Consider the following 21,926-nt stretch of genomic DNA (forward strand, 5'->3'; position numbering starts at 1 on the left):
ATTACTTGATGCGACCTGGACGTTCTTTGTAGCCATAATACGCATCCTCAATAATCTCTTGCATATGGTCAACCATTGCGAGACGAGGGTTAGCAGGTGTACATTGGTCTTCGTAGGCAAGGAGGGCCAATTCACGAGAGTGCTCTTTGAGTTCTTTTTCATCGACGCCTTGAGCTTTCAAGTTCATTTGGATACCGATGCGTTCACCAAGGTCATACACTGCTTTCGCGTAAGATGCTACACCTTCTTCTGGTGTTGAAGCTGGAAGTCCAAGCATTTTTGCGATGTCTTGGTACTTCTCATCTGCACGGTAGTAGTTGTACTTAGGCCATGTTGCTGTCTTAGCTGGACGAGTACCGTTGTAACGGATCACGTATGGAAGCAAGATAGCGTTGGTACGGCCGTGAACAGTGTGGAAACGTCCACCAAGTTTGTGGGCCATTGAGTGAGAAATACCCAGGAAGGCGTTGGCGAAGGCCATACCTGCCATTGTAGAGGCATTATGCATTTTCTCACGAGATTCCCAATCTGCTTCTTTGACAGATTTTTCAAGGTTTTCAAAGACTAACTTGATAGCTTGGAGTGCCAAACCGTCTGTGTAGTCGTTGGCAACTGTTGACACGTATGCTTCTGTCGCGTGGGTCAAGACGTCCATACCTGTATCTGCTGCTACAAAGTCTGGCACACTCATAACAAAGGCTGGGTCAACGATGGCAATAGTTGGTGTCAATGAGTAGTCAGCAAGTGGGTATTTACGGTTGTTTTTCTTATCAGAGATAACAGCAAATGGTGTCACTTCTGAACCTGTACCAGATGTGGTTGGAATACCAACATACTTAGCTTTTTCACCCAATTCTGGGAATTTGAAGGCACGTTTGCGGATGTCCATGAATTTTTGAACAAGGTCACGGAAGTCCACTTGTGGTTGCTCGTAGAAGAGCCACATGATTTTCGCAGCATCCATTACAGAACCACCACCGATTGCGATGATTGTGTCTGGTTTGAAGGCTTTCATTGCTTCTGCACCACGTTCAACTGTTGTGATGTCTGGATCTGGCTCAATATCTGAGAAGACGGTGTACATCACTTTGTTTGAACGAAGTTGCAATTGTTCAATCACGCGTTGAACAAATCCAAGTTTCACAACGACTTCGTCGGCTACGATCATGACTTTCTCAACATTTGCCATTACTTGCAAGTATTGAATGGAGTCACGTTCAAAGTAAATTTTTGATGGAACTTTAAACCACTGCATGTTATTTCTCCGTCTTCCTACTTTCTTGATGTTGAGCAAGTTAAGGGCACTTATGTTGTCACTCACTGAGTTGCGTCCATAAGAACCACATCCCAAAGTAAGAGATGGAAGGAAGGCATTGTAAACGTCGCCGATACCACCGAAGGTTGATGGTGAGTTCCAGATAACGCGGATAGCTTTGACGCGTGTACCGAATTCTTTAGCCAAGTCAGCATCTGCTGTGTGGATAGCTGCTGAGTGTCCAAGACCGTGGAATTCAACCATTTGACGAGCTGCTTCCAGACCTTCTTCACGGCCTTCTACTTTCAAGACTGCGATAACTGGTGATAGTTTTTCACGTGTCAACGGCTCTTTTTCACCGATTTCAGCTACTTCTGCTGCCAAAATGTTGGTACCTTCTGGTACCTTGAAGCCAGCTTGTTCCGCAATCCATGCTGCTGGTTTACCAACGATGTCTGCGTTCAATTTACCTTCTGCACAGTTTTTGCTGTTGGCTTTCACGCCGAAGCAGAATTCTTCCAAAAGGGCTTTTTCTTTCTTATTCACAAAATAAGTGTGGTATGACTTGAATTCTTCTACAAATTCATCATAGATGTCCTTGTCTACGATAACCGCTTGCTCAGATGCACAGACCATACCGTTGTCAAATGACTTAGACATAACGATATCATGAGCGGCTTGGCGGATATTTGCTGATTTCTCAACATAAGCTGGTACGTTACCTGCACCTACCCCAAGAGCTGGTTTACCGCAAGAGTAAGCTGCACGCACCATTGCGTTACCACCTGTCGCAAGAATTGTTGCGATACCATCGTGCTTCATCAACTCTGAAGTTGCTTCCATAGATGGTTTTGTAATCCATTGGATACAGTTTTCAGGTGCACCTGCTGCTACGGCTGCTTCATAGACAACACGGGCTGCGTGTGCAGATGATTCTTGTGCAGATGGGTGGAAGGCAAAGACGATTGGGTTACGTGTTTTTAATGCAATCAAGGATTTGAAGATTGCTGTTGAAGTTGGGTTGGTGGTTGGAGTCACCCCACAGATAACACCGACTGGCTCTGCAATCAAGGTCAAACCAGTTACTTCATCGTCTTCAATGACACCAACTGTTTTGACGCCACGCATGTTGTTGACAACGTGTTCGCAGGCGAAGAGGTTTTTAGTAGCCTTGTCTTCAAAGACACCGCGACCAGTTTCTTCATGCGCGTGCATAGCCAAGACACCATGTTGATCAAGTGCAGCAACAGATGCTTTCGCAACGATGTAGTCTACTTGTTCTTGATTCAAAAGACGGAATTCTTCAAGGGCAACAAGTCCTTTTTGGACCAACTCATCAACATGAGCACGAGCTTCTGCTAATTTTTCTTCTGGTGATACAACTTTTTTATCAGCCATGGGGATTCCTCCAAAATTTCTTTTGTTTTGTTAACATTTCTCTTGTTAACTTTTTCACAAGATATATTCTACAACATCTCAAGGGATTTGTAAATACTTTCACAAAGATTTTTTTCATTTTTTCTAAAGTAATCAAATTTTTTATTTACTGCCGATAACAGACATCGCGTTATAGCGCTAGTTTACAGCATCAAAACAGCGACCGTGTCGACTTTAAATCAAAAATCCCACAACAATCAAAAAACAAAACCTCTCCTCACAAAGTACTGCCGCTAACCGTCACAAGACCCGTTCAATTCATATCAACCAGGTAAGGGTAAGACGTAAAAAATTTTCTTAGGGATTGGCCAGTTGAACGGCTCTATAATAAAAAGAAGCTTTCGCTTCTTTAGTCTGTTTCCTTTCGCTTGTCAATCGAGTTCTTTCACCTTCATCATACGAATGATATTTGACCGTTCATTTTCTTCCAGCTTCATCTGGATATATGAGATGGTCTCTTGTAATTGTGGAATGATAAGATGCTCCAAAGCATTGACACGACGTCTGGTTTTTTCGATTTCATCTGCCAAGAGTTGACAAGTCTTCTCAATCTCAGTCAAGTCTAAAAGATCTTGACTGAGGGTCTGAAAGGTAGCAATGGCACTATCCATATCTGAGTTAGAATTGAGAAAGCCGTATTGAAACTGGCTCGCCTTTTCAGGTAATTGCACATGCAAACGTGGCACATTGACTGACATGATGTTTTCTTGCTCGATATGCAGGTCAACGGCTTGTGTCGGCAAAGCAAACGATTCTTCAATGAAACTTTCTGGCAAGGTCGACTTAGCAAGCACAAAGGCCTGCATGGCTTTAGTTAGCCTTTCTTCGACGGATTGGCGCAGTTGGTTATTTTGCTTAATCAGGTCAATAAAGCGACGCATGAGTTCGTCCTGTTTGTCTTTGAGCAACTTATGCCCTCTGGTAGATGTTTTCAAGCGTTTTTTCAAACGTGACAACTCCATACGAGTGGGTTTGACATTTAGTCTGGCCATAGGCTAGTCCTCCGATTTTGGAAGGTACTGATCCAACATCTCGTCTTTGATACGCTTGAGCTCTGTGCGTGGCAGGATAGAGAGCAATTCCCAACCCAACGTCAAGCTATCAATGATGCTACGGTTGGTGTAAAAGCCTTGATTGATGTATTCTTCCTCAAAGCGTGTCGTAAACTTAACATAAAGTTTGTCCGTCTCAGACAGCGCCGACTCACCGAGAACCACTGCCAATTCTTTGACTTGTTTTCCTTGAGCGTAGGCTGCAAAGAGCTGATTCATAGTTGCTGCGTGATCTGCGCGCGTCTTGCCGTCACCTGTCCCTTTATCCTTAAGGCGCGACAAAGATGGTAAAACATTTATCGGTGGCTTGTAGCCTGCATTGTACAAATCACGCGCCAAGATAATTTGACCTTCCGTGATATATCCTGTCAAGTCAGGGATTGGGTGGGTGATGTCATCCTCAGGCATGGTCAAAATCGGAATCTGAGTCACCGACCCTTTTTTGCCGACCAAGCGTCCCGCACGTTCATAAAGGGTTGATAAATTCGTGTAAAGATAGCCAGGATAGCCTCGACGTCCTGGTACCTCACGACGAGCAGCTGAAACTTCACGCAACGCTTCGCAATAGTTGGTCATATCTGTCATGATGACAAGGACGTGCATGTCTTTTTCATAGGCAAGGTACTCCGCCGTTGTCAAAGCCATCTTGGGTGTCGCGATACGCTCAATCGCAGGGTCATTGGCTAAGTTGATAAACATGACCGAACGTTCGATGGCTCCTGTCTTGCGGAAATCCTCCATGAAGTATTCTGCTTCTTCAAAGGTAATCCCCATAGCTGCAAAGACAACTGCAAACTTTTCATCCGAATTGAGAACTGTCGCTTGGCGAGCAATCTGCGCAGCTAATTCCTTGTGTGGCAGACCAGAACCTGAGAAAACTGGCAATTTCTGGCCACGGACAAGTGTATTAAGGTGGTCAATGGCCGAAATCCCTGTCTGGATAAACTCATCTGGATAGTCACGGCGAATCGGATTAATGGCCTGACCGTTGATGTCAAGACTTTGCTCAGCTAAAATCTGTGGCCCACCATCTTTGACTTGACCCATGCCATCAAAGACACGCCCAAGCATATCTTCAGAAACAGCTAGTTCTAAAGGTTTCCCGCGAAAACGAACCTTGGTGTCACGAAGATTGATTCCCGCTGCCGATTCAAAAAGCTGTACTACCGCCTTATCTTCCTGAACTTCCAAGACTTGCCCACGACGGATCGACCCGTCCTGAATTTGGATGTCTACCAACTCATCAAACTTGATTCCCTCGACACCCTCAACCATCATCAGAGGGCCGACAACTTCGCTGACGGTTTTGTATTCCTTAATCATGCGTCATTCCTCCTTTTGCGACGATAGCTTTTAGCTCTTCTGGGATGGACACTAAAAGAGCAGACAGTTTATCCAAATCCTTTTCTGCCACATATTTGGCACGCGCGATACGGTCGCGAAGCTCTACTGTCCCTTCAAAAATTTCATGGTAATAAGCACCCAACTTCAAGGCCTTACGCGCTTCTTTTTCAAAAGTGATGATTAAATCTAACATCAGTGATTGCTTGTCGTATGAGGTAAAGGTATCAACGTCATCAAAGGCATTCTGCTGAAGGTAATCCTCACGGATCATACGTGCAATCTGCATGGTGATTTTATCCTTATCAGACAAGGAGTCTAGCCCGACCAAACGAACAATTTCTTCCAACTCAGACTCTTCTTGCAAGGTTTTCATGGCATGAGTCACTTTTTCAGACCAATTGGTGCCAAGCTTTTCATCCAAGAAGTCACCAATCTCATCCGAGTAGAGAGAATAGGAGCTAAGCCAGTTCATAGACGGAAAATGGCGTTTCTGAGCTAGTGTAGCATCAAGACCCAAAAAAACGCATACGATACGCAAGGTGTTTTGTGTGACAGGCTCAGAAATGTCTCCTCCAGGGGGCGACACTGCACCGATAGCCGTCACAGACCCCTCACGACCTTGACTGCCTAGAGAAATCACCTTTCCTGCCCGCTCATAGTACTCAGCAATACGGCTACCGAGATAGGCTGGATAACCCTCATCTCCAGGCATTTCCTCCAGACGCCCTGACATTTCACGAAGCGCCTCGGCCCAACGTGACGTCGAATCCGCCATAATCGCCACATTGTAACCCATGTCACGGAAATATTCTGCAATGGTGATACCGGTATAGATAGACGCCTCACGCGCCGCTACAGGCATATTTGAGGTGTTGGCAATCAAAATGGTACGGTTCATCAGTGACTGGCCTGTATTTGGGTCGATGAGTTCTGGAAATTCGTTCAGAACATCCGTCATTTCATTTCCACGCTCGCCACAACCAACATAGACCACGATGTCCACGTCAGACCATTTCGCCACTTGGTGTTGTACCACCGTTTTCCCAGCACCAAATGGTCCCGGAACAGCTGCACCACCACCTTTTGCCACAGGGAAAAAAGTATCAATAACACGCTGACCTGTCAGCATAGGTTCACGAGGGTTGAGTTTCTTAGCAAAGGGACGGCCACGACGTACTGGCCATTTTTGCATCAAGGTGAGGCTTTCTTCTCCCTTATCCGTCTCAAGCAGGTAAACCGTGTCTTCAAGGGTATAATCACCTGGAGCAATCGCCTTAATCACACCGCTCTTGCCAAAAGGAACCATGATACGATGCTCAATGACTGACGTTTCTTGGACAGTTCCTACAATATCACCAGCAACTACCCTATCCCCAACGCTAACGGTCGGTGTAAATGCCCATTTTTTATCTCGACTTAACGGTTTCACCTCAACACCACGTAACAAAAAATCACTTTGCGTTGCTTCATGGTAGGTGTCTAGCGGGCGTTGAATCCCATCAAACATCTGTGACAGGATACCTGGCCCTAACTCTACAGACAAAGCTTCGCCCGTTGTTACAACAGGCTCTCCAGGACCAATACCTGATGTCTCTTCGTAGACCTGAATGGAGGCTACGTCCTTTCGCATTTCAATAATTTCACCAATAAGGCCGACATTTCCGACCTTACAGATATCTTGTATATTGGCCTCTTCCATACCGCTCGCCATCACGAGTGGTCCAGAGACCTTAATAATTGTTCCAGTTTTCACATATGCTCCTTTCTCAACAGACTGAGAGCCTTGTTTTCTCGTTTGTCTTTTGGTTCAGTTGTCCTATAAGTGCGACTGATTCTCTCATCAGGCCGCCCAAACAGTCGGACAACCCTCACAAAATATTCTGCCCGATTGCTTTTTCCACATTGTCTTGAATATTTTTCATACCAATACCCAGACTTCCCTTATAGTTTGGTATCAAGATAAGCGACGGCACTGCCTGCTCTCGATAACGGGCAATGGTATCTGGAATGTCTCCTGCGACAGCCTCTGTCACATAGATGACCCCGTAATCCTGAGTTGCCAAACGATCAATGATGTGTCGTGCAGCTTGTCCTGACTTGGCATCAAAAATCTCAAATCCAATCATTTTAAAAGGCAAAATAGAGTCCTTATCACCCACAACAGCAATCTTATAAGTCATAGATTGGTCTCATCCTTTCTTTTAAAACGCTCTGTTCAAAGCCATTGACCTTTCCTGTCAAAATCAAACGAAGATTTTTAACTTCCATTTCCTTATAGTATTGGTAGGCAAGGAGGGGCAAATAGCCAAAGGCTTCAAAGCGTGCCTCGCTAAGGTAAGCGTGCGAGACCTGATCTCTGGCTAATTCAAGCGACAGGCTACACTGACCATCTGAATCAAGCAAACCAGTCAAATGGTTGGCATATGCCGTCTCATTGACAAGGATTAATAGCTCATCAAAGCGATTTGCTACTGCTAGTCGGATCAATTCTTTCAAATTAATCTGCCCTTCGTCTGACAAAATCGTCTTCAAAAACGCCTGAGACAGCTTTGTTTCCCGCAATCGGAAAATGCAATTAAGGTTGTAAAGATCTGCCCAAGCCTGCACCATGTCTAAAATAACAGGGTCATCAAGCTCTTTAGCCACAGCTACCAAATGTTTAAAATAACCGCGGTCTAAGAGAACATCAATCCCTTCTAAACGACCATACTCACGGTAATCTTGACAGGTGTCTTGCACTGCTTCGACCAAAACATCTGGCAAAAACTCTGACTGCTCTGTCTTAACCAAATGCTGCAAGGCCTCAAGCGAGTAAGCACCTATAGGCAACAAAAACTCTTCCAACTCAAGACCAGCCAAATGATGCTTCAACAGCACTTTGAGGTTGTGATAAGTGTAAACGAGAGAAAAAATCTGCGCAACAGCCTTTCCTCCCACTTGCTCACTGACAAAATCAGATGTCTTTGCCAACTCCGCCATTAAAATAGGCTCAAAATCCTCGGTCACCTCGTGATAGATAGTTGGTTTTAATATCTGCTGCGCTTGCACAAAATCCTTAGCTTTTAAGAGACTATCGAAGGTCTCCTTCGTGAGCAAATCCATCTCACGAATGCGAACCGCCGTATTGATACTTGCATAATCAATGTCCTGCATGGTAACCTCCTAGCTATCCAACTGCTTTGACAGCCTACCGATCACGTCAGGGACCACATCGTTTAAAAGAGCACGAAATAAGTAGTTGTATCGAATGCCATCTGCTTCAAGGACAAAGCCTGCTTCATCTGCAATAGGCTCTGAAAGCAGGGTGATGTTCTCTGGCAAGTCCAGTGCGTGTTGTGTTTTTTGACCCAGTTGTAGGCTATAGTCCTTTTGGGAATCTAATTGCCCAATCACTCGATTAAAAAACTGAGCAAAGCTTTCCCTATCCCAAGCCGCCATCTGCTCATAAGCTTTGTCAAATAAGCTGTGCAGTTGCTCTTGACGATGGGCTAAAATGCTATTACGACTCTTATTGTCAATGGCCTGACTAGCAGTCGCAAACTCCAAAGCAAATTGCTTATCCAGCTGTGCTTTTTCAGCTTCTTCTTTCTCTAAGATAGCCGCAAGCCCTGCTTCACGTCGCGCTTGCTCAGAAGCTTCTGCTTTTTCCCATAAAAGCGATAACTCCTCTTCTTTACGAGCTAAAATCCCAGCCGTAAATGTTTGTAAATCTGTCATAGGCTCACCCTTAGATAATCATCATCATCGCGATAACCAAGCCAAGAATGGCGTACATTTCAACCATCCCTGCGTAAATAGCGCCTTTCATGAAGTGTTCTTCATTTTTGGCCAAAATTTGAATACCTGCTGTTGCCACACGCCCTTGAGCTACAGCAGATGTCAAACCTGTAAAGCCCATCGTAAAGCCAGCAGCTAAAAGCTTCATGCCAAGACCGACATCAATAGTGCCACCCATTTTCCCAAAAATCATCAAGGCAATAATCATGCCATAGAAACCTTGTGTCCCTGGCAAGAGCTGTAGCACCAAAGATTTACCAAATTTTTCTGGTTGTTCTTTGGACATAGCTGCCGCTGCTTCACCTGTCATACCAACACCTTTGGCTGAGCCTGTCCCTGCTAAAATCATGGACAAGGCCATACCTGCTGCAGCTAGCATCATGCCGCCATTTTCTGATGATAAAAATTCAATTAGTGCTTTCATCTTATTTCTCCCATTTTCTCGTTTTTAAATCTGTGTATTTTTCATAAGTTTTTAAAGGTTTAAAGGCACGTCCACCGCCTTCGTAGAATTTGCCAAAGAATTCAACAAATTGCAAACGAATAGCGTGCACGTAGGCTCCCAGAAGGGACATGCCCAGGTTTAAAAGCTGTAGAGCAAGAATCAAAGGAATTCCTACTGTGAACCTTGCCAAAGGTGGCAATAGCCCTACAACCATATTAAAGGAGGCCGCAATAGAGGCTCCCGACACACACAGTGCCATCAAGCGTGTGTAGCTAGCAATATCTCCGATATAAGAGGTTGCCCCGTAAAGTTTATAAAGCCCAGAACCGATGCCAAGTAGTTTATTTCGACTGCCTGCAGCTGTTCCAAGCACTATGGCAACCACATTGACAATAAGTAGCCACTTAGCAATGTCACCAAGTACAGCCATATTTATCACATTTTGAACCGCTAGTAAAATCACACCAATCAAAAGTCCAATCCAGCCCAAACCATCTGACACAGCGGAAGGGTAATTTTTCTCCTTAAGTTGTAGATGGGTGTTGACCCCGAGACCAAAGAGTAATTGGATAAAACCAAAAACCACGGATAGGATTAAAATAGCAATCACATCATCGGTCGTTGAGAGGATGTAAAAGGGTAACTGGATGCCAAATAAGGAACCAAAGAACAGCCCCCATAAAATCGTTGAATAAGACAAGATATGAAAGAGCTTGTAATTTTTTCTGGCTGTCTTACTGGCTTTTGTCTTATGAAGTAGGTACCAAGTGCCTAACCATAGCAATAAACCATAGCCCACATCTGCTACCATCATACCGAAGAAAACAGTATAAAAAGGTGCCAAAAGTGGTGTCGGATCAACTTCAGAATACCTAGGCAAACTATACATCTCCGTCAAGACTTCAAACGGTTCAACTAAAGGATGATTGTCCAACTGTGTCGGAATCTCCTTCTCATCCACCTGCTCATCATCGGATAAGACCACATAAGTCCCCTCTTGTAGCGTTTCTGCTAAGACGCTTCTAAGGTGTGCAAGCTTAGACACCTCAACCCATCCAGACAAAGCCACTAGTTCCTGACCCGCCCCCAACAACTGCTCTGCTTTTAAGCGTTGAATCTGATTATACAGGTCTTCTTCTAAGAGCATCAAATCCGTGTAGTGCTGGCTCAATGCTCGTAGGCTTTGAGCATCCGTTTTTTGCTGTTCAAGTAGCATCGCACGCTCTGCTTTAAAGTCCTCCAGCTGATCCACCGGTAACTTCCCAAAAGGAAAATCAAACTGGTTAAAATGGAGACCATCTAGAAATGCTTTCAGTTCATGTTTGGCTGATCGGTCAGTGTAGACAAGAAGACCGACCTCCAAGTCATTTTGGAAGAGTCGTTCTACGTAATAATCCTCGTGAGCCAAGAGTTGATTGAGCTTATCCTGACTAGGATCCTCCGGCAAAGTCCCTGCAATAGCATAAATCGATTTAAGGTTGCGACGATCCCTTTTTAAAAATGGCAGGGCTTGCCATTTCATTGCCAGATGGATATCCTCATCCAATTCCTTGAGTTGTCGATTTCTGACATCTTCTCTATTTTGAAGTTCTAAAACTTGATGCCAAACGTCACGCTCTTTCAGCTCTGCTATTTTTTTATCGAAAGAAGGCGCGGTTAAATCAAAACGCTCTGACCACAGTTTCTTTGGTGTGACCGCCTTAAGGTAGGTCTGATCTTGTAGTAGCCTAGATAGCTCTTGCTCCAAATCCTGAATCTGCCTTGCCAGATGGGATCGTTTTTCCTCTCCTAGCGAGACTGTCTCCACAGCAAGCGGTTCAAAAACTTGGCATTCCTGAACGGATTTTAACAACAACTCCCTTGTCGGATAGTCTGTCAAAATCAGGAGCTTTTGCATTTTAGATACCGCCATAAAACTCTTGGACCTCCTCTAAAATGCTAGCCACTAACACTGGCTCTTTCTGAACAATACTGGTGCTAAGCTCTGCTATTTTTTCTGAAATACGGGCATTAGCTTGCGCTTCTTTATCCGCAATTGTCGCCGCTAACTCCCTTTGCCTAGCTTCTTTATGTGCTAAAAGTGCCTGTCGACTCGCTTTTTCTGCCTCAGCCAACTGACTATCGACCTGCTGTCCCAAAAGAGCAATCGCTTCTTCGTGCTCTTTTAAACGATTAGCAACTTGACCTTCAATTTCTAAGATAGCTTCTGATGCAAGACTCATAGTCCACCTCCTTATGTTATATCATAACACTTTTTTTTAAAATGTCACGCTTTCATTTCAAAAAATATTGCCTCAATCCCTTGATAGACAAGGTTTTTTGACACTTTCTTCCTATTTATAAAGTAGCTTCAAATTGTTATATAAAAAATATTTTTGAGACCTAAAAAAATTTTATGTTATACTAGAATTACAATAATATGAAAGGGCTTTCTTTTTATGAACTCCCTAACCACCAAAATGTCCGTTTATCTATCTGAAATGACCAGTCTCGAACGTAGCATTGCAGATTACTTTATTTCCCAAAAGCTATCTGAAGAGGATCTAGCAAGCCAGCAAATCACCCAAAGACTCCACATCTCACAGGCAACCCTGACACGTTTTGCTAAGAAATGTGGCTTTAAGGGGTATCGAGAGTTTGTTTTTGAATACCTCAAAAGTCAAAAATCAGACCAGCAAGACTTTGCCAAATTTCATCGAGATTTGACTAAACGGGTCATGATTGATTACCACGATTTAATCCAACAATCTCACGATTTAGTCGATGAGGAACAATTGCAAAAGCTAGCTGAGCTGATTGAAAATACCGAACGCGTTTATTTTTATGGCAAAGGAAGCTCTGCCCTAGTGGCACAAGAATTAAAACTCCGTCTCATGAGGCTAGGAGTAGTTTGTGATGCCCTCTCAAGCACTGAAGGGATGATTTGGAGCGCAAACAGCCTATCCCAAAACTGTCTCGTCATTGGCTTTTCCCTATCTGGAACAACCCCTTCTGTATTGACAGGACTGGAGCAAGCAAAAGCAAAAGGAGCAGAGACTGTCCTCATCACCGCCACACCTATCGAAAAACACGACTTCTTAACGCAAATTATCCGTGTGGCAAGCACGCACCACATCAACTATGGCAATCGGATCTCACCACAATTTCCTATGCTTGTCATGGTCGATATCCTCTACGCCTACTTTTTAGAAATTAATAAAGAAAAAAAAGAAGCCATTTTTAAAGAAACCATTATTGAGTAACTCAAAAACTCTGTATCAATGTAAAAAACGGAGACATTATCAACTCAAAAAACGAACACAAGAGGATTCTAAGTGATAGAAAACTTCCTGTGTTCGTTTTTAATTTTGACATTTTGTCACGAATGAGTGTAAAAGGCCACCTGAACTGATAGACCTCTAACTCCATTGACCAATGGCTTTTGCTCTAATTATTTGATTTGTCCGCGAGCATATGAATTATTGTAAACAGTGTAACGATCATCATGTAAGACAGCTGCTGCATCAGCTAGCCAATTGGGATTTCTAATGAGCCCTCTTCCTACCTGAATAAGGTCTGCTTGGCCATTTTGCAACAGATACTCACAAAGCTCTGGGCTGTTTAAAAGACCAACCGCAGTAACTGGAATAGAGACGGCTTCTTTAATCACGGCTGTAAAAACAGCTTGATAGCCACCGTAGATGGGAATATTTGGCACGATTGGCAAAAGACCGCCAGTAGAAACATCCAGACAAGCCACACCTAGATCTTCTAGCCACTTGGCTATCTGCTGGTAGTCTGCTAGGCTATTTTGCTGGCCTGATTCGTTGTAGGCAGTCACCGATAGACGAACCCAAATAGGGATTTTGACAACTTTTCTAATATCCTGGACGATTTCCTTTAGAAAGCGAAAGCGATTTTCCAATGACCCACCATAGGCATCTTGTCGTTGATTACTTGCAGGCTCTAAAAATTGATTGATTAAATAGCCATGAGCACCATGAAGTTCAATCATATCATAGCCTGCTCTTTCAGCTCGAATAGCAGCTGCAACAAAAGCAGCTTTTACCCGATCAATAGCCTCTATAGTCATCTCAACTGGCTGATGATAACTATCATCATAGGGAATAGGGCTTGGAGCCAGAGGTTGTCGCGCATCTCTAGCTTTTCTACCTCCGTGGCCAAGCTGTATCCCTACCTTGGCACCAAAGCCCTGTAATTGCTTCACTAAAGAAGCCAAGGCCTCAGCCTGAGCATCATTCCAAATGCCTAAATCATGCTTAGATAGGCGACCTTCTGGCTCAATAGCTGTAGCCTCTTGGATAATAAGACCAACGCCTCCAATAGCACGAGCACCATAGTGTGCCTCATGAAAAGCTGTAGGCAACCCATCTTCAGCCTTCACTTCATACATACACATCGGTGGCATGACAACACGATTTTTCAAGGATAAGCCAGCAATTTCTACAGCGGATAACAATAATGATTCCATATTTTTCTCCTTTTGAGACTTATTCTATCAAAAAAATAACCCTCTGTCCGAAGCTAAAAAGATAGACTCCGTCAGATGGAGTCTATCTTGAATAAAAATACAAGGTTATCTTTCCAAAATCCTGCTTTCTAGTAGAAAATCATAGACCAAATCGTTTACTTTGACATTGAGACTATCGTGCCCATAATCTGGCAACAGACGGTGTGTTTTTGGGGACTTAAGGCGATTGTAAATGGCAAATTGAGTAGAAGGTGGACACACCTCATCCTCAAGCCCCGTCACAAAAAGCACTGGACAGGAAATCCTGTGAGCAAAATTTTTCACATCGATATAAGATAGGGTTTCTAGCACCGCTTTTTCCGTTTCATGAAAAGGATCCGAGTACTTGAAATAGCGAAAGAGCTCGTCATAAGCCTCGCTGTTATTGCCCAACTCTAAGACCCGCTTGAAGTCAGATAAAAAAGGATAAATGGTCGCTACTTTTTTGATTTTCGTGGAGAGCGCACCAGCCACTAGAGCCAAGGCGCCACCTTGAGAAGCACCGTAACTGTATAAGCGACTGTCATCGACCCAATCAAAACTTGCTACAATGTCAACTAAATCAACAATCCCTCGATAAACATCTGTGTAGAAAAGTTGGGCTGGTCCATCTAGCATCCCTCTGAGAACCTGACCTTTCACCATAATCCCCGTATAATCTCCGCGTTCAGTGGATCTTCCAGCTTGCCCAGGGAGGTCCAGAAAGACAATTCCTAGACCTTCTGCCGTGTATTTTAACCCTTCTGCCCAATCAGGGCTCTGCCCTTGATAGCCATGGAAAGAGAAGAGCACTGGGCAAGATTGTGTGTGTTTTGGGAAAAGACACTTGGCAAAAAGAGTCGAGCCTTTTGGTGATGAAAAGCGCAATTCATAGCAAGAAACCGAACTTAGCCCAAATTCTTTTTCTACAAGATCGTATGAAGGTGATGACCTGTCTGACAGAAAGCCTTCCCAGAAAGAGTCGAAATCTTCTGGGACAGCTTCTCGTCCCAAATAACTTCTCATATCTTGCAAACTCATGGTATCTTTCATGTCATTTCGTCTCCTGCATCTTTCGGAAATGGTAATAAGCACCTAACATGCCCGCATCATTTTGATGGTGCGCAAAAGCCAGCTTCGTTTTTTCGGCCAGGATAGGAACAAGAATCTCTTTGAGCTCTTGCTGCAAAAGTGGCTCCAGATAGGCTTTCTGAGCCATGATGCCTCCCCCCAATACCACAATCTCAGGATTGACCACATAGCAAATGCTAGCAATCCCTAAGGCTAGATGATGAGTCATTTGAGCAATAGCGGAACGACATTTCTCGTTACCAGCCTTAGCTTCCTCAAAAATGCGACGACCATCCCAATTGGCCATATCATCACCGTGTGCCTTAGACACAGCTTTTACAAGAGCGGTCGTTGAGGCCATATCTTGAAAGGCCCCGCCAGGAAGCGGAAGGTAACCGACCTCACAGGCAGAATAACTTGAACCATGGAAAATTGTCCCTTCCTGTACCAAGCAGCCTCCGATACCAGTCCCTATAGTTAGACAAAGAGACAATTGACTTCCCTGGCTTGCCCCTGATATACTTTCCGCAAGACCTGCGCAATTAACATCATTCTCAATTTCACAAGGAAGTCCGTAGCGTTCTTCGATGGTAGCCTTAAACTGCGTTCCTGCATAATTCGGAATCTGAGGTCCTGAATAGAAAATTTCCCCTTTTAAAGGGTCAACCATCCCAGCGGAAGACAGAGCAACTCCTTTTAGCTCTGCAATTTCTCGGTATTCTTCAACTAGCCGACAAACCGTCTCCAAAATATGTGCCCCCCCTAAATGGGCTTGGGTCGGCCATTCTTGACGTTCTAGAATCCGACCAGACTCATCAACCAAACCATGCTTAATCGCTGTACCACCAATATCAATCGCTAAATAAAGACTCATATGCTCCTCCTAGCAAAATTTGTCCTTGGCTTCTCGAATCATCCGTGCTGCTTCTTGTACGATATCGCCATCTTTTTCTCCCAAAGGGCTAAGCGGCAAGCGCACCGAACCGATATCAAGACCATCATTGAGGGCAATGACCCCTTTGATGACTGCATACATGTGTCCACTTGCAGAGCAAAGCTTTGTAATGATGGCATTGATGCTGTACTGTAACTCTTTGGCTGTCTCTAAATCTTTTTGAGCGATCAAGCGATTGAGGCATAAAAAGAGTTCTGGCATCGCACCGTATGTGCCTCCAATACCTCCCAAAGCTCCCATCAGACGACCACCTAAGAACTGCTCATCTGGACCATTGAACACGATATAGCCATCTCCGCCAATGCTAGAGAAGGTCTCAATGTCCTGTACTGGCATTGACGAATTTTTCACCCCGATAACACGTGGATTTTTCAACATGTCTCGGTAAAGGTTAGGTGTCAGAGCAATTCCAGCTAACTGCGGGATATTGTAAATGACAAAATCGGTATTTGGAGCTGCCGCTGAAATGTCGTTCCAGTATTTAGCAACGGATGGCTCAGGCAAGCGAAAATAAATTGGTGGGATAGCTGCAATAGCATCTACACCCAAGTGTTCGGCATGACGCGCCAGCTCCTCACTGTCTTTGGTATTGTTACAAGCCACATGGGCGATAATGGTTAATTTCCCTTTCGCTACTGCCATCACTTCTTCCAGGATTAGCTTACGTTCTGCTACGCTTAAATAAATACATTCCCCCGAAGAACCATTCACATAGAGTCCCTTAACCCCTTTATCAATAAAGTATTGGGTCAGCGCACGAACTCTCTGTGGACTCACTTGCCCCTCTTCATCATAGCAAGCGTAAAAAGCTGGGATAACACCTTGATATTTTTGCAAATCGTTCATTTTTTAGTTTCCTTTTTTTGTAAAAATTGTCAGCAGATAGAGATGACCATAAACAAGCCCTGCATAGCCCCCAAGCATAAGCAGAGACATTCCAGCTAAAAAGGTTATTCCTGATAGTGTCAGTAGAAAAGCCACTAAAACCAAAACCGTCATCGCAATAATAGTCACTGGTAATTGTAGGCCCGATTGGACAACACCTCTTTTAAATACTTCTTTTAAGGTCAACTCTGAAGTAGGCCCCATAGCATAAATTGTTAGAAAAACCATCGCTGTAAAAAATAGGACACTCAAGCTGACCAGCTTGATTGCTTGAGCCCAAAATGTCGTTTGCTCCCAAATCAGCCATAAATCAAATAGAGCAAACCCTATTATTAAAAGCTCACCTATGCCTAAAACTAAGCCTCGCGTAAAAACAGTTTTAACACTCATCAAATAGACTCTAACAATAGAAATCTCTGAATTTTCTCGTCTGCTAGTTATAGCTTGATAGAGGCTAACCTTGGCAACTCCAATTGTTACTAGCGGGAGACAGGTAAGTACAAAGAGCAAGTTAACAAGCATTAGATCATAAATGAGAGCACAAGCTCTAACAAATGCATTATCTAGACCAAAAATCGTTTTCAACAGGTCTACTGAGGCTTTCCTCATCTTTGTTCTCCTAAAAACTAATCTATCCTCACTTTACCAACACACTTTTTAACAGCTTTGAGATTCTGTTTAAAGAGGTTAGGTCGGTGGGCTTCGCCTGGGAAGAAAATCGCTACATAACCGTCAACTAAGTCAAAATCATAACTTTTCTGACACCCGATAAATCCTATGTCCGAATCTTCGTTGAAGCTCGCTATTTCTTTGCGCTCCCCGCAACCATATCGAATCCGTTCTTCACCTTCTAAAATCAGGTGACAATCTAAATAATGCTTATGATATTCGAAACGATCTTCATCGCTATCATCTAGATTATTTTCCTGAATTAAGAGAAAAACCTTTTCGTCATCAACCTGACAAGTTCCTAGAGACAATTGGCTAAGATCTTCAGTCGCAAGGTAGTCTAATAATGTATCCAGATTAGGATGAAGCCCTTTGTACAGTCCGAGATTTGTGATGTGATCATAAATCATAAATATCCCCCTTATCCTTTAACAGCTCCCATAGTAATTCCTTGAGTAAAGGATTTTTGGAAAGCAAGAAAGACTGTTACAATAGGTACCGCTGCCAAAGCTGCTCCTGCCATAATAAGACCATAGTTTGTAGCCATCTCAGCCTGCATGGTTGCTACACCTAGAGAAACAGTCAGATTTTCTCTGGAGGTTAACATAACCAGTTGCATAAAATAGTCATTCCAAGTATTAATAAAGGTAAAAATCGCTAGTGCTGCAAAACCTGGTTTCACAATCGGAAATGCAACACTAAAGAAAGTCCTAATTTCACCACAACCATCAATCTTAGCAGACTCTAAAAGCTCGCTTGGTATGTTTTCAGAAAATTGTTTCATGAGAAACACTCCAAAAGGCCAACCAACTAAAGGAAGGATAACAGCTGCTAAAGTATCATGAATACCCATGAAATTGACAATACGTACCAAAGGCACTAGAACGACTTGTTTGGGTAAAGCCATCGCACAGATGAATATTGTAAACAACAAACGCTGCCCATAGAAACGTTTTTTAGCTAACACATAACCTGCTAAGGATGACGTCATGCAAACCAAAAGCATCGTCGTCAGAGAGATAAAGACGCTGTTCCAAAGCCATTTAAGGGATGGGTTTTGCACTATTAAAGCAGAGAAGTTTTCTAAAGTTGGATGGCTTGGCCACCATTGCGGGGGGATAACAATCGTATCCGGTTGCGCTTTAAAAGCTCCTGTCATAATCCAGTAAAAAGGAAAGACAAAAATGATAGTCAACAATAAGAGAATGAGAGACGAACCGATGTTAAATAGGCTAAAAGATTTCTTTTTCATAGCTTGCCTCCTAGTATTCTACATCATTGCCCAGAATTTTAAATTGGGCAAAACTGATGATGGCAATCATGATAGCTAAGAACACTCCCATGGTGTTAGCGTAACCATATTCCGATAATTTAAAAGCTTTTTCGTAAAGGTAATACATAAGTGTTGATGTTGCATAGTTCGGACCACCGGAAGTTAAAAGCTGGATTAAAGCAAAACACTGGAAGGAATTAATAGTGGTAATAACAGCAATATAGAGAGTCGTTGGCAAGAGGCTTGGCCATTTAATATTCCAAAAGACTTGAAATTCATTGGCACCATCCACACGCGCAGCCTCACAAAGAGAATTGTCAATATTACCCATAGCTGCAATGTAGAGGATGATGGGCTGACCCACAGAAGTTGTCAATAGGATGATAATGATGGCAAGTAGTGCCCAGTTTTTATCACCCAACCACATGATATTCTGTTCAATAGCTCCTCCTGTTTTCAAAATGTAGTTTAAAATCCCTGACATTGGATCATAAATCCATTTCCACACTACTGTTACAGCAACAGAACCGGTAACAACCGGCAGAAAGAAGACACAGCGGTAAAATGACCTAGCTACCACATGCTTCTCATACGTCTGAGCCGCTACAAAAAGAGAGAAAAGGACAACAACCGGTACAGAACCGATAACAATAATTAAGGTATTGACTAGAGATTTCATGAAAATTGGGTCATTGAACATTCTTGTATAATTATCCAATCCCACGAAGGTGAAATCTGTCATGGTGTAATTGAAAAAACTTGTGACCAGCCCCATAATCATGGGAGCCAACACAAAAACGGTAAAAAAGATTAAAACTGGTGCTAAAAAGGCGTAGGAAACTATGGTCTCTCGCATTTTTAATTTATTGACCTGCATGTAACACCTCTTTCAATATTACTTCAAATAGGGATCGTTGGGATATTTTCCATACGATCATGAACTCTATGCTTAGTCGCTTAGTTCGTTTCTTGTTCAAACTAGTCCAGCCTCCAATTAAACGACTAAACAAAATCACTCCTTTTCTAGTGATCATTCAGAAAAGGAGTGAGCGTATCTTACTTTATTTCTTAGCTTTAGAAATTGTTTCGTTAGCTTTTGTTGTGAAATCCTTAAGAGCGGCTTCTGGTTGCTCATCTCCATTTGAAACAGCTTGTACCATCGGGAACCAAAGTGTTCTCATTTCAGCAAAGCCATCAATGGTGTTGTAGTATGGGGCATAATACTGAGTCCAAGTTGAAATAGTTTCCATGCGCTCAGTGTCATAAAGTTTTCCAAATGATGTGCGAACTGGGAAGGCACCTGTACGAACAACGTTCTTAGGTCCCCACTCTTTATCGTCAGCAATAAACTGGATAAATTTCTTAGATGCTGCAATACGTTTATCATCACCGTTATTGAAGACCGCAAAGCCATTCACGAGATACTCAAGAGCTGGTTTGCCATCTTCTGATGGATAAGGTACTTCAATGTAATCTACCTTACTTGCTTCCAAGAGTTTTGCCTGAGTACCTGGCATAGCAGGTGACCAGAGAATGGTGAAAGCAGTTTGGCCATTAGCAAAGTTTTGAATATCCGCAGAACCATCGTACTGTGAACCATTCATGAGAAGACCGTCTTTAATCCAGCTTTGAATTTTTTCCATAGCTTTAACAGACTCAGGTGTGTCAGTTGTGTAAGCAGTCACCTCAGGGTTGGTAATGCTTGAACTATAAAGGTTCGCAAAGAAGGCACGTGGGCCTTGGTCACCACCTTGACCATTAGCAAAGAATGAACCTGGATTGTATCCTTTATCTTTGAGTGCTTTCAAAACAGTTTCAAAATCATCTGTTGTCCAACCTTCTTTAACAAGATCAAGAACACCTGCATCTTCTAGCATAGCCTTGTTAAGAGCCATGAAGAATGGTGCTGAACTGATTGGATACATGTAAGCCGTGTCGCCTGCCTTAGAAGCTTGAATAATTTGGTCATTATTGACATCTTTAATAAACTCATCTGTAAAGATATCGTTTAATTCAGCCAACTTACCATTTTTTCCATATGTAATGATACGACCTGGTGCATCAAAAAGCACATCAGGTGCTGTGCCCGCTTCAATAGCTGTCGTAATTTTTTCTGGACCTGAGGTAAAATCAATGGTTTCCAATTTTACTTTGATGTCTGGATTAGCTTTTTCAAAAGCCTCAATGATTTTCTTCTCGTAGGTTCCCACACCATCCTCAGCTTTTTCCTGAGTAAAGGTTGGGAAAGCCCACCAAGTAATGGTTGTCTGCGCTGCCGATTCTGAGGTCGTTTCAGCTGATTTTTCAGTCGTGCCACCGCCACCACAGGCTGCTAACGACAAGACTGCTGCTCCCGTAAAGAGAGACATGAGGGTTTTCCGTAATTTCATTATCCTACTCCTTTTTAGTATGATATTTTATAACCTAGTAAATTAGTCCTCAGACAAAGCTCTAATAAAGCGCTCTGCTATTTCCTTAGGACGTGTAATAGCTCCTCCAATGACGATGCCTGCTGGCTTTTGAGCCTTAATCAACTTAGCGTCTTGAGGGGAATGAATCTTCCCTTCTGCGATAACATCAAGACCTTCATCTACTAAGCGTTTGACCAATTCAACATCTGGTCCTGGGTCTTGACGACTGTAGGAGGTGTAACCCGACAAGGTTGTCCCGACAAAATCAACACCTGCCTCTGCTGCTAAGACACCTTCTTCAAAAGTGGAAATATCAGCCATTAACAACTGGTTAGGGTACTTGGCCTTCACCTGGTCGATAAACTCAGCAATTGTCAAGCCATCATGTCTTGGTCTTTGGGTACAATCAAGAGCGATAACGGCAATATCCAGTGCCGCCAATTGATCGACCTCTGCCATGGTAGGCGTGATAAAAGGTTCTTCTGGAGGGTAATCTTTTTTGATAATGCCAATAATTGGCAAATCCGTAATGCCTTGAATCTCCTTGATGTCACGAATAGAGTTTGCTCTAATACCAACTGCCCCAGCCTGTTCTGCCGCCAGAGCTAAAAGAGGAATCACCCCACCAGCCTCACTGTAAAGCGGCTCTCCTGGCAAAGCTTGACAAGAAACAATGATCCCATCTCGCACCATCTTGAGAAAATCTTCTTTTGAAATATGTTTTGGCATAGAAGACTCCTTCTATGGATAGATTTGTAGTTGACGTCATTTACATATATTATTATAAAGTTAAAAATTTCGATTTCAAGACCTTCGCTAGATTTAGAATGTTGATTCAGCCAATTGCTGCTATTCTGAAAGAG

The 21,926-nt window shown here is 43.2% G+C and carries 21 protein-coding genes; 1 reads left to right on the forward strand and 20 read right to left on the reverse strand.

What is annotated here, in order from left to right; all coding sequences use genetic code 11:
* Position 1 precedes the first annotated feature (1 nt).
* The 10 genes from adhE to G575_RS0107785 form a co-directional block, all read right to left on the reverse strand.
* Entirely contained in the window at positions 2 to 2,653 is a 2,652-nt protein-coding gene (gene adhE / locus G575_RS0107740) for a bifunctional acetaldehyde-CoA/alcohol dehydrogenase (RefSeq protein ID WP_027972230.1), read from the reverse strand.
* Between the two features lie 410 nt (positions 2,654 to 3,063).
* Positions 3,064 to 3,684 (reverse strand): V-type ATP synthase subunit D, encoded by a 621-nt coding sequence (locus G575_RS0107745; RefSeq protein WP_027972231.1) that lies wholly within the window; start codon positions 3,682 to 3,684, stop codon positions 3,064 to 3,066.
* A gap of 3 nt (positions 3,685 to 3,687) precedes the next feature.
* Positions 3,688 to 5,067 carry a V-type ATP synthase subunit B gene (locus tag G575_RS0107750; protein WP_027972232.1) on the reverse strand — a complete coding sequence of 460 codons (1,380 nt, stop codon included), beginning with the start codon at positions 5,065 to 5,067 and terminating at the stop codon, positions 3,688 to 3,690.
* On the reverse strand, positions 5,060 to 6,841 hold the full coding sequence (locus tag G575_RS0107755) for a V-type ATP synthase subunit A (protein WP_027972233.1): 1,782 nt from the start codon (positions 6,839 to 6,841) through the stop codon (positions 5,060 to 5,062). The genes G575_RS0107750 and G575_RS0107755 overlap by 8 nt, the downstream gene beginning before the upstream one ends.
* 115 nt (positions 6,842 to 6,956) lie before the next feature.
* Complete coding sequence (locus G575_RS0107760; RefSeq protein WP_027972234.1) at positions 6,957 to 7,268, reverse strand: V-type ATP synthase subunit F; 312 nt, start codon at positions 7,266 to 7,268, stop codon at positions 6,957 to 6,959.
* The gene (locus G575_RS0107765; RefSeq protein ID WP_027972235.1) at positions 7,258 to 8,241 is read right to left on the reverse strand and encodes a V-type ATPase subunit; all 984 of its coding nucleotides are present in this window, start codon (positions 8,239 to 8,241) and stop codon (positions 7,258 to 7,260) included. The genes G575_RS0107760 and G575_RS0107765 overlap by 11 nt, the downstream gene beginning before the upstream one ends.
* Before the next feature lie 9 nt (positions 8,242 to 8,250).
* Positions 8,251 to 8,805 (reverse strand): hypothetical protein, encoded by a 555-nt coding sequence (locus G575_RS11675; RefSeq protein WP_051177000.1) that lies wholly within the window; start codon positions 8,803 to 8,805, stop codon positions 8,251 to 8,253.
* 10 nt (positions 8,806 to 8,815) lie between these two features.
* Positions 8,816 to 9,289, reverse strand: a complete 474-nt coding sequence (locus G575_RS0107775) for a V-type ATP synthase subunit K (RefSeq protein WP_027972236.1) — start codon at positions 9,287 to 9,289, stop codon at positions 8,816 to 8,818.
* 1 nt (position 9,290) lies between these two features.
* Entirely contained in the window at positions 9,291 to 11,222 is a 1,932-nt protein-coding gene (locus G575_RS11335; RefSeq protein ID WP_083958885.1) for a V-type ATP synthase subunit I, read from the reverse strand.
* Positions 11,209 to 11,532 (reverse strand): hypothetical protein, encoded by a 324-nt coding sequence (locus tag G575_RS0107785; RefSeq protein ID WP_027972237.1) that lies wholly within the window; start codon positions 11,530 to 11,532, stop codon positions 11,209 to 11,211. The genes G575_RS11335 and G575_RS0107785 overlap by 14 nt, the downstream gene beginning before the upstream one ends.
* A gap of 216 nt (positions 11,533 to 11,748) precedes the next feature.
* Between G575_RS0107785 and G575_RS0107790 the strand changes: the two genes are divergently transcribed.
* Complete coding sequence (locus G575_RS0107790) at positions 11,749 to 12,552, forward strand: MurR/RpiR family transcriptional regulator (RefSeq protein ID WP_027972238.1); 804 nt, start codon at positions 11,749 to 11,751, stop codon at positions 12,550 to 12,552.
* A gap of 188 nt (positions 12,553 to 12,740) precedes the next feature.
* Here the strand turns inward: G575_RS0107790 and G575_RS0107795 are convergent, their stop codons facing one another.
* The 10 genes from G575_RS0107795 to G575_RS0107845 form a co-directional block, all read right to left on the reverse strand.
* On the reverse strand, positions 12,741 to 13,781 hold the full coding sequence (locus G575_RS0107795; RefSeq protein ID WP_027972239.1) for an oxidoreductase: 1,041 nt from the start codon (positions 13,779 to 13,781) through the stop codon (positions 12,741 to 12,743).
* A gap of 105 nt (positions 13,782 to 13,886) precedes the next feature.
* Positions 13,887 to 14,852, reverse strand: a complete 966-nt coding sequence (locus G575_RS0107800; RefSeq protein ID WP_027972240.1) for an acetylxylan esterase — start codon at positions 14,850 to 14,852, stop codon at positions 13,887 to 13,889.
* A 1-nt stretch (position 14,853) separates the two neighbouring features.
* Complete coding sequence (locus tag G575_RS0107805) at positions 14,854 to 15,744, reverse strand: ROK family protein (protein ID WP_027972241.1); 891 nt, start codon at positions 15,742 to 15,744, stop codon at positions 14,854 to 14,856.
* A gap of 9 nt (positions 15,745 to 15,753) precedes the next feature.
* On the reverse strand, positions 15,754 to 16,671 hold the full coding sequence (locus G575_RS0107810; protein ID WP_027972242.1) for a dihydrodipicolinate synthase family protein: 918 nt from the start codon (positions 16,669 to 16,671) through the stop codon (positions 15,754 to 15,756).
* Between the two features lie 3 nt (positions 16,672 to 16,674).
* Positions 16,675 to 17,319, reverse strand: a complete 645-nt coding sequence (locus tag G575_RS0107815; RefSeq protein WP_027972243.1) for a DUF624 domain-containing protein — start codon at positions 17,317 to 17,319, stop codon at positions 16,675 to 16,677.
* 17 nt (positions 17,320 to 17,336) lie between these two features.
* Positions 17,337 to 17,789 carry a NanQ anomerase/TabA/YiaL family protein gene (locus G575_RS0107820; protein ID WP_027972244.1) on the reverse strand — a complete coding sequence of 151 codons (453 nt, stop codon included), beginning with the start codon at positions 17,787 to 17,789 and terminating at the stop codon, positions 17,337 to 17,339.
* 11 nt (positions 17,790 to 17,800) lie between these two features.
* The gene (locus tag G575_RS0107825) at positions 17,801 to 18,631 is read right to left on the reverse strand and encodes a carbohydrate ABC transporter permease (RefSeq protein ID WP_027972245.1); all 831 of its coding nucleotides are present in this window, start codon (positions 18,629 to 18,631) and stop codon (positions 17,801 to 17,803) included.
* A gap of 10 nt (positions 18,632 to 18,641) precedes the next feature.
* Entirely contained in the window at positions 18,642 to 19,529 is an 888-nt protein-coding gene (locus G575_RS0107830) for a carbohydrate ABC transporter permease (RefSeq protein ID WP_027972246.1), read from the reverse strand.
* Between the two features lie 184 nt (positions 19,530 to 19,713).
* The gene (locus G575_RS0107840) at positions 19,714 to 21,042 is read right to left on the reverse strand and encodes an ABC transporter substrate-binding protein (protein ID WP_027972247.1); all 1,329 of its coding nucleotides are present in this window, start codon (positions 21,040 to 21,042) and stop codon (positions 19,714 to 19,716) included.
* 42 nt (positions 21,043 to 21,084) lie between these two features.
* Entirely contained in the window at positions 21,085 to 21,792 is a 708-nt protein-coding gene (locus G575_RS0107845; protein WP_027972248.1) for an N-acetylmannosamine-6-phosphate 2-epimerase, read from the reverse strand.
* Positions 21,793 to 21,926 lie beyond the last annotated feature (134 nt).

The organism is Streptococcus plurextorum DSM 22810, from assembly GCF_000423745.1.
Lineage (GTDB): Bacteria > Bacillota > Bacilli > Lactobacillales > Streptococcaceae > Streptococcus > Streptococcus plurextorum.

Coding starts and splice junctions, on each gene's coding strand:
- G575_RS0107805 (WP_027972241.1), bottom strand. CDS start 15,744: ATGAGTCTTTATTTAGCGATTGATATTGGTGGTACAGCGATTAAGCAT.
- G575_RS0107840 (WP_027972247.1), bottom strand. CDS start 21,042: ATGAAATTACGGAAAACCCTCATGTCTCTCTTTACGGGAGCAGCAGTC.
- G575_RS0107775 (WP_027972236.1), bottom strand. CDS start 9,289: ATGAAAGCACTAATTGAATTTTTATCATCAGAAAATGGCGGCATGATG.
- G575_RS0107830 (WP_027972246.1), bottom strand. CDS start 19,529: ATGCAGGTCAATAAATTAAAAATGCGAGAGACCATAGTTTCCTACGCC.
- G575_RS0107810 (WP_027972242.1), bottom strand. CDS start 16,671: ATGAACGATTTGCAAAAATATCAAGGTGTTATCCCAGCTTTTTACGCT.
- G575_RS0107750 (WP_027972232.1), bottom strand. CDS start 5,067: ATGATTAAGGAATACAAAACCGTCAGCGAAGTTGTCGGCCCTCTGATG.
- G575_RS0107760 (WP_027972234.1), bottom strand. CDS start 7,268: ATGACTTATAAGATTGCTGTTGTGGGTGATAAGGACTCTATTTTGCCT.
- G575_RS0107795 (WP_027972239.1), bottom strand. CDS start 13,781: ATGGAATCATTATTGTTATCCGCTGTAGAAATTGCTGGCTTATCCTTG.
- G575_RS0107765 (WP_027972235.1), bottom strand. CDS start 8,241: ATGCAGGACATTGATTATGCAAGTATCAATACGGCGGTTCGCATTCGT.
- G575_RS0107745 (WP_027972231.1), bottom strand. CDS start 3,684: ATGGCCAGACTAAATGTCAAACCCACTCGTATGGAGTTGTCACGTTTG.
- G575_RS0107820 (WP_027972244.1), bottom strand. CDS start 17,789: ATGATTTATGATCACATCACAAATCTCGGACTGTACAAAGGGCTTCAT.
- G575_RS0107800 (WP_027972240.1), bottom strand. CDS start 14,852: ATGAAAGATACCATGAGTTTGCAAGATATGAGAAGTTATTTGGGACGA.
- G575_RS0107785 (WP_027972237.1), bottom strand. CDS start 11,532: ATGAGTCTTGCATCAGAAGCTATCTTAGAAATTGAAGGTCAAGTTGCT.
- G575_RS0107790 (WP_027972238.1), top strand. CDS start 11,749: ATGAACTCCCTAACCACCAAAATGTCCGTTTATCTATCTGAAATGACC.
- G575_RS0107815 (WP_027972243.1), bottom strand. CDS start 17,319: ATGAGGAAAGCCTCAGTAGACCTGTTGAAAACGATTTTTGGTCTAGAT.
- adhE (WP_027972230.1), bottom strand. CDS start 2,653: ATGGCTGATAAAAAAGTTGTATCACCAGAAGAAAAATTAGCAGAAGCT.
- G575_RS0107825 (WP_027972245.1), bottom strand. CDS start 18,631: ATGAAAAAGAAATCTTTTAGCCTATTTAACATCGGTTCGTCTCTCATT.
- G575_RS11675 (WP_051177000.1), bottom strand. CDS start 8,805: ATGACAGATTTACAAACATTTACGGCTGGGATTTTAGCTCGTAAAGAA.
- G575_RS11335 (WP_083958885.1), bottom strand. CDS start 11,222: ATGGCGGTATCTAAAATGCAAAAGCTCCTGATTTTGACAGACTATCCG.
- G575_RS0107845 (WP_027972248.1), bottom strand. CDS start 21,792: ATGCCAAAACATATTTCAAAAGAAGATTTTCTCAAGATGGTGCGAGAT.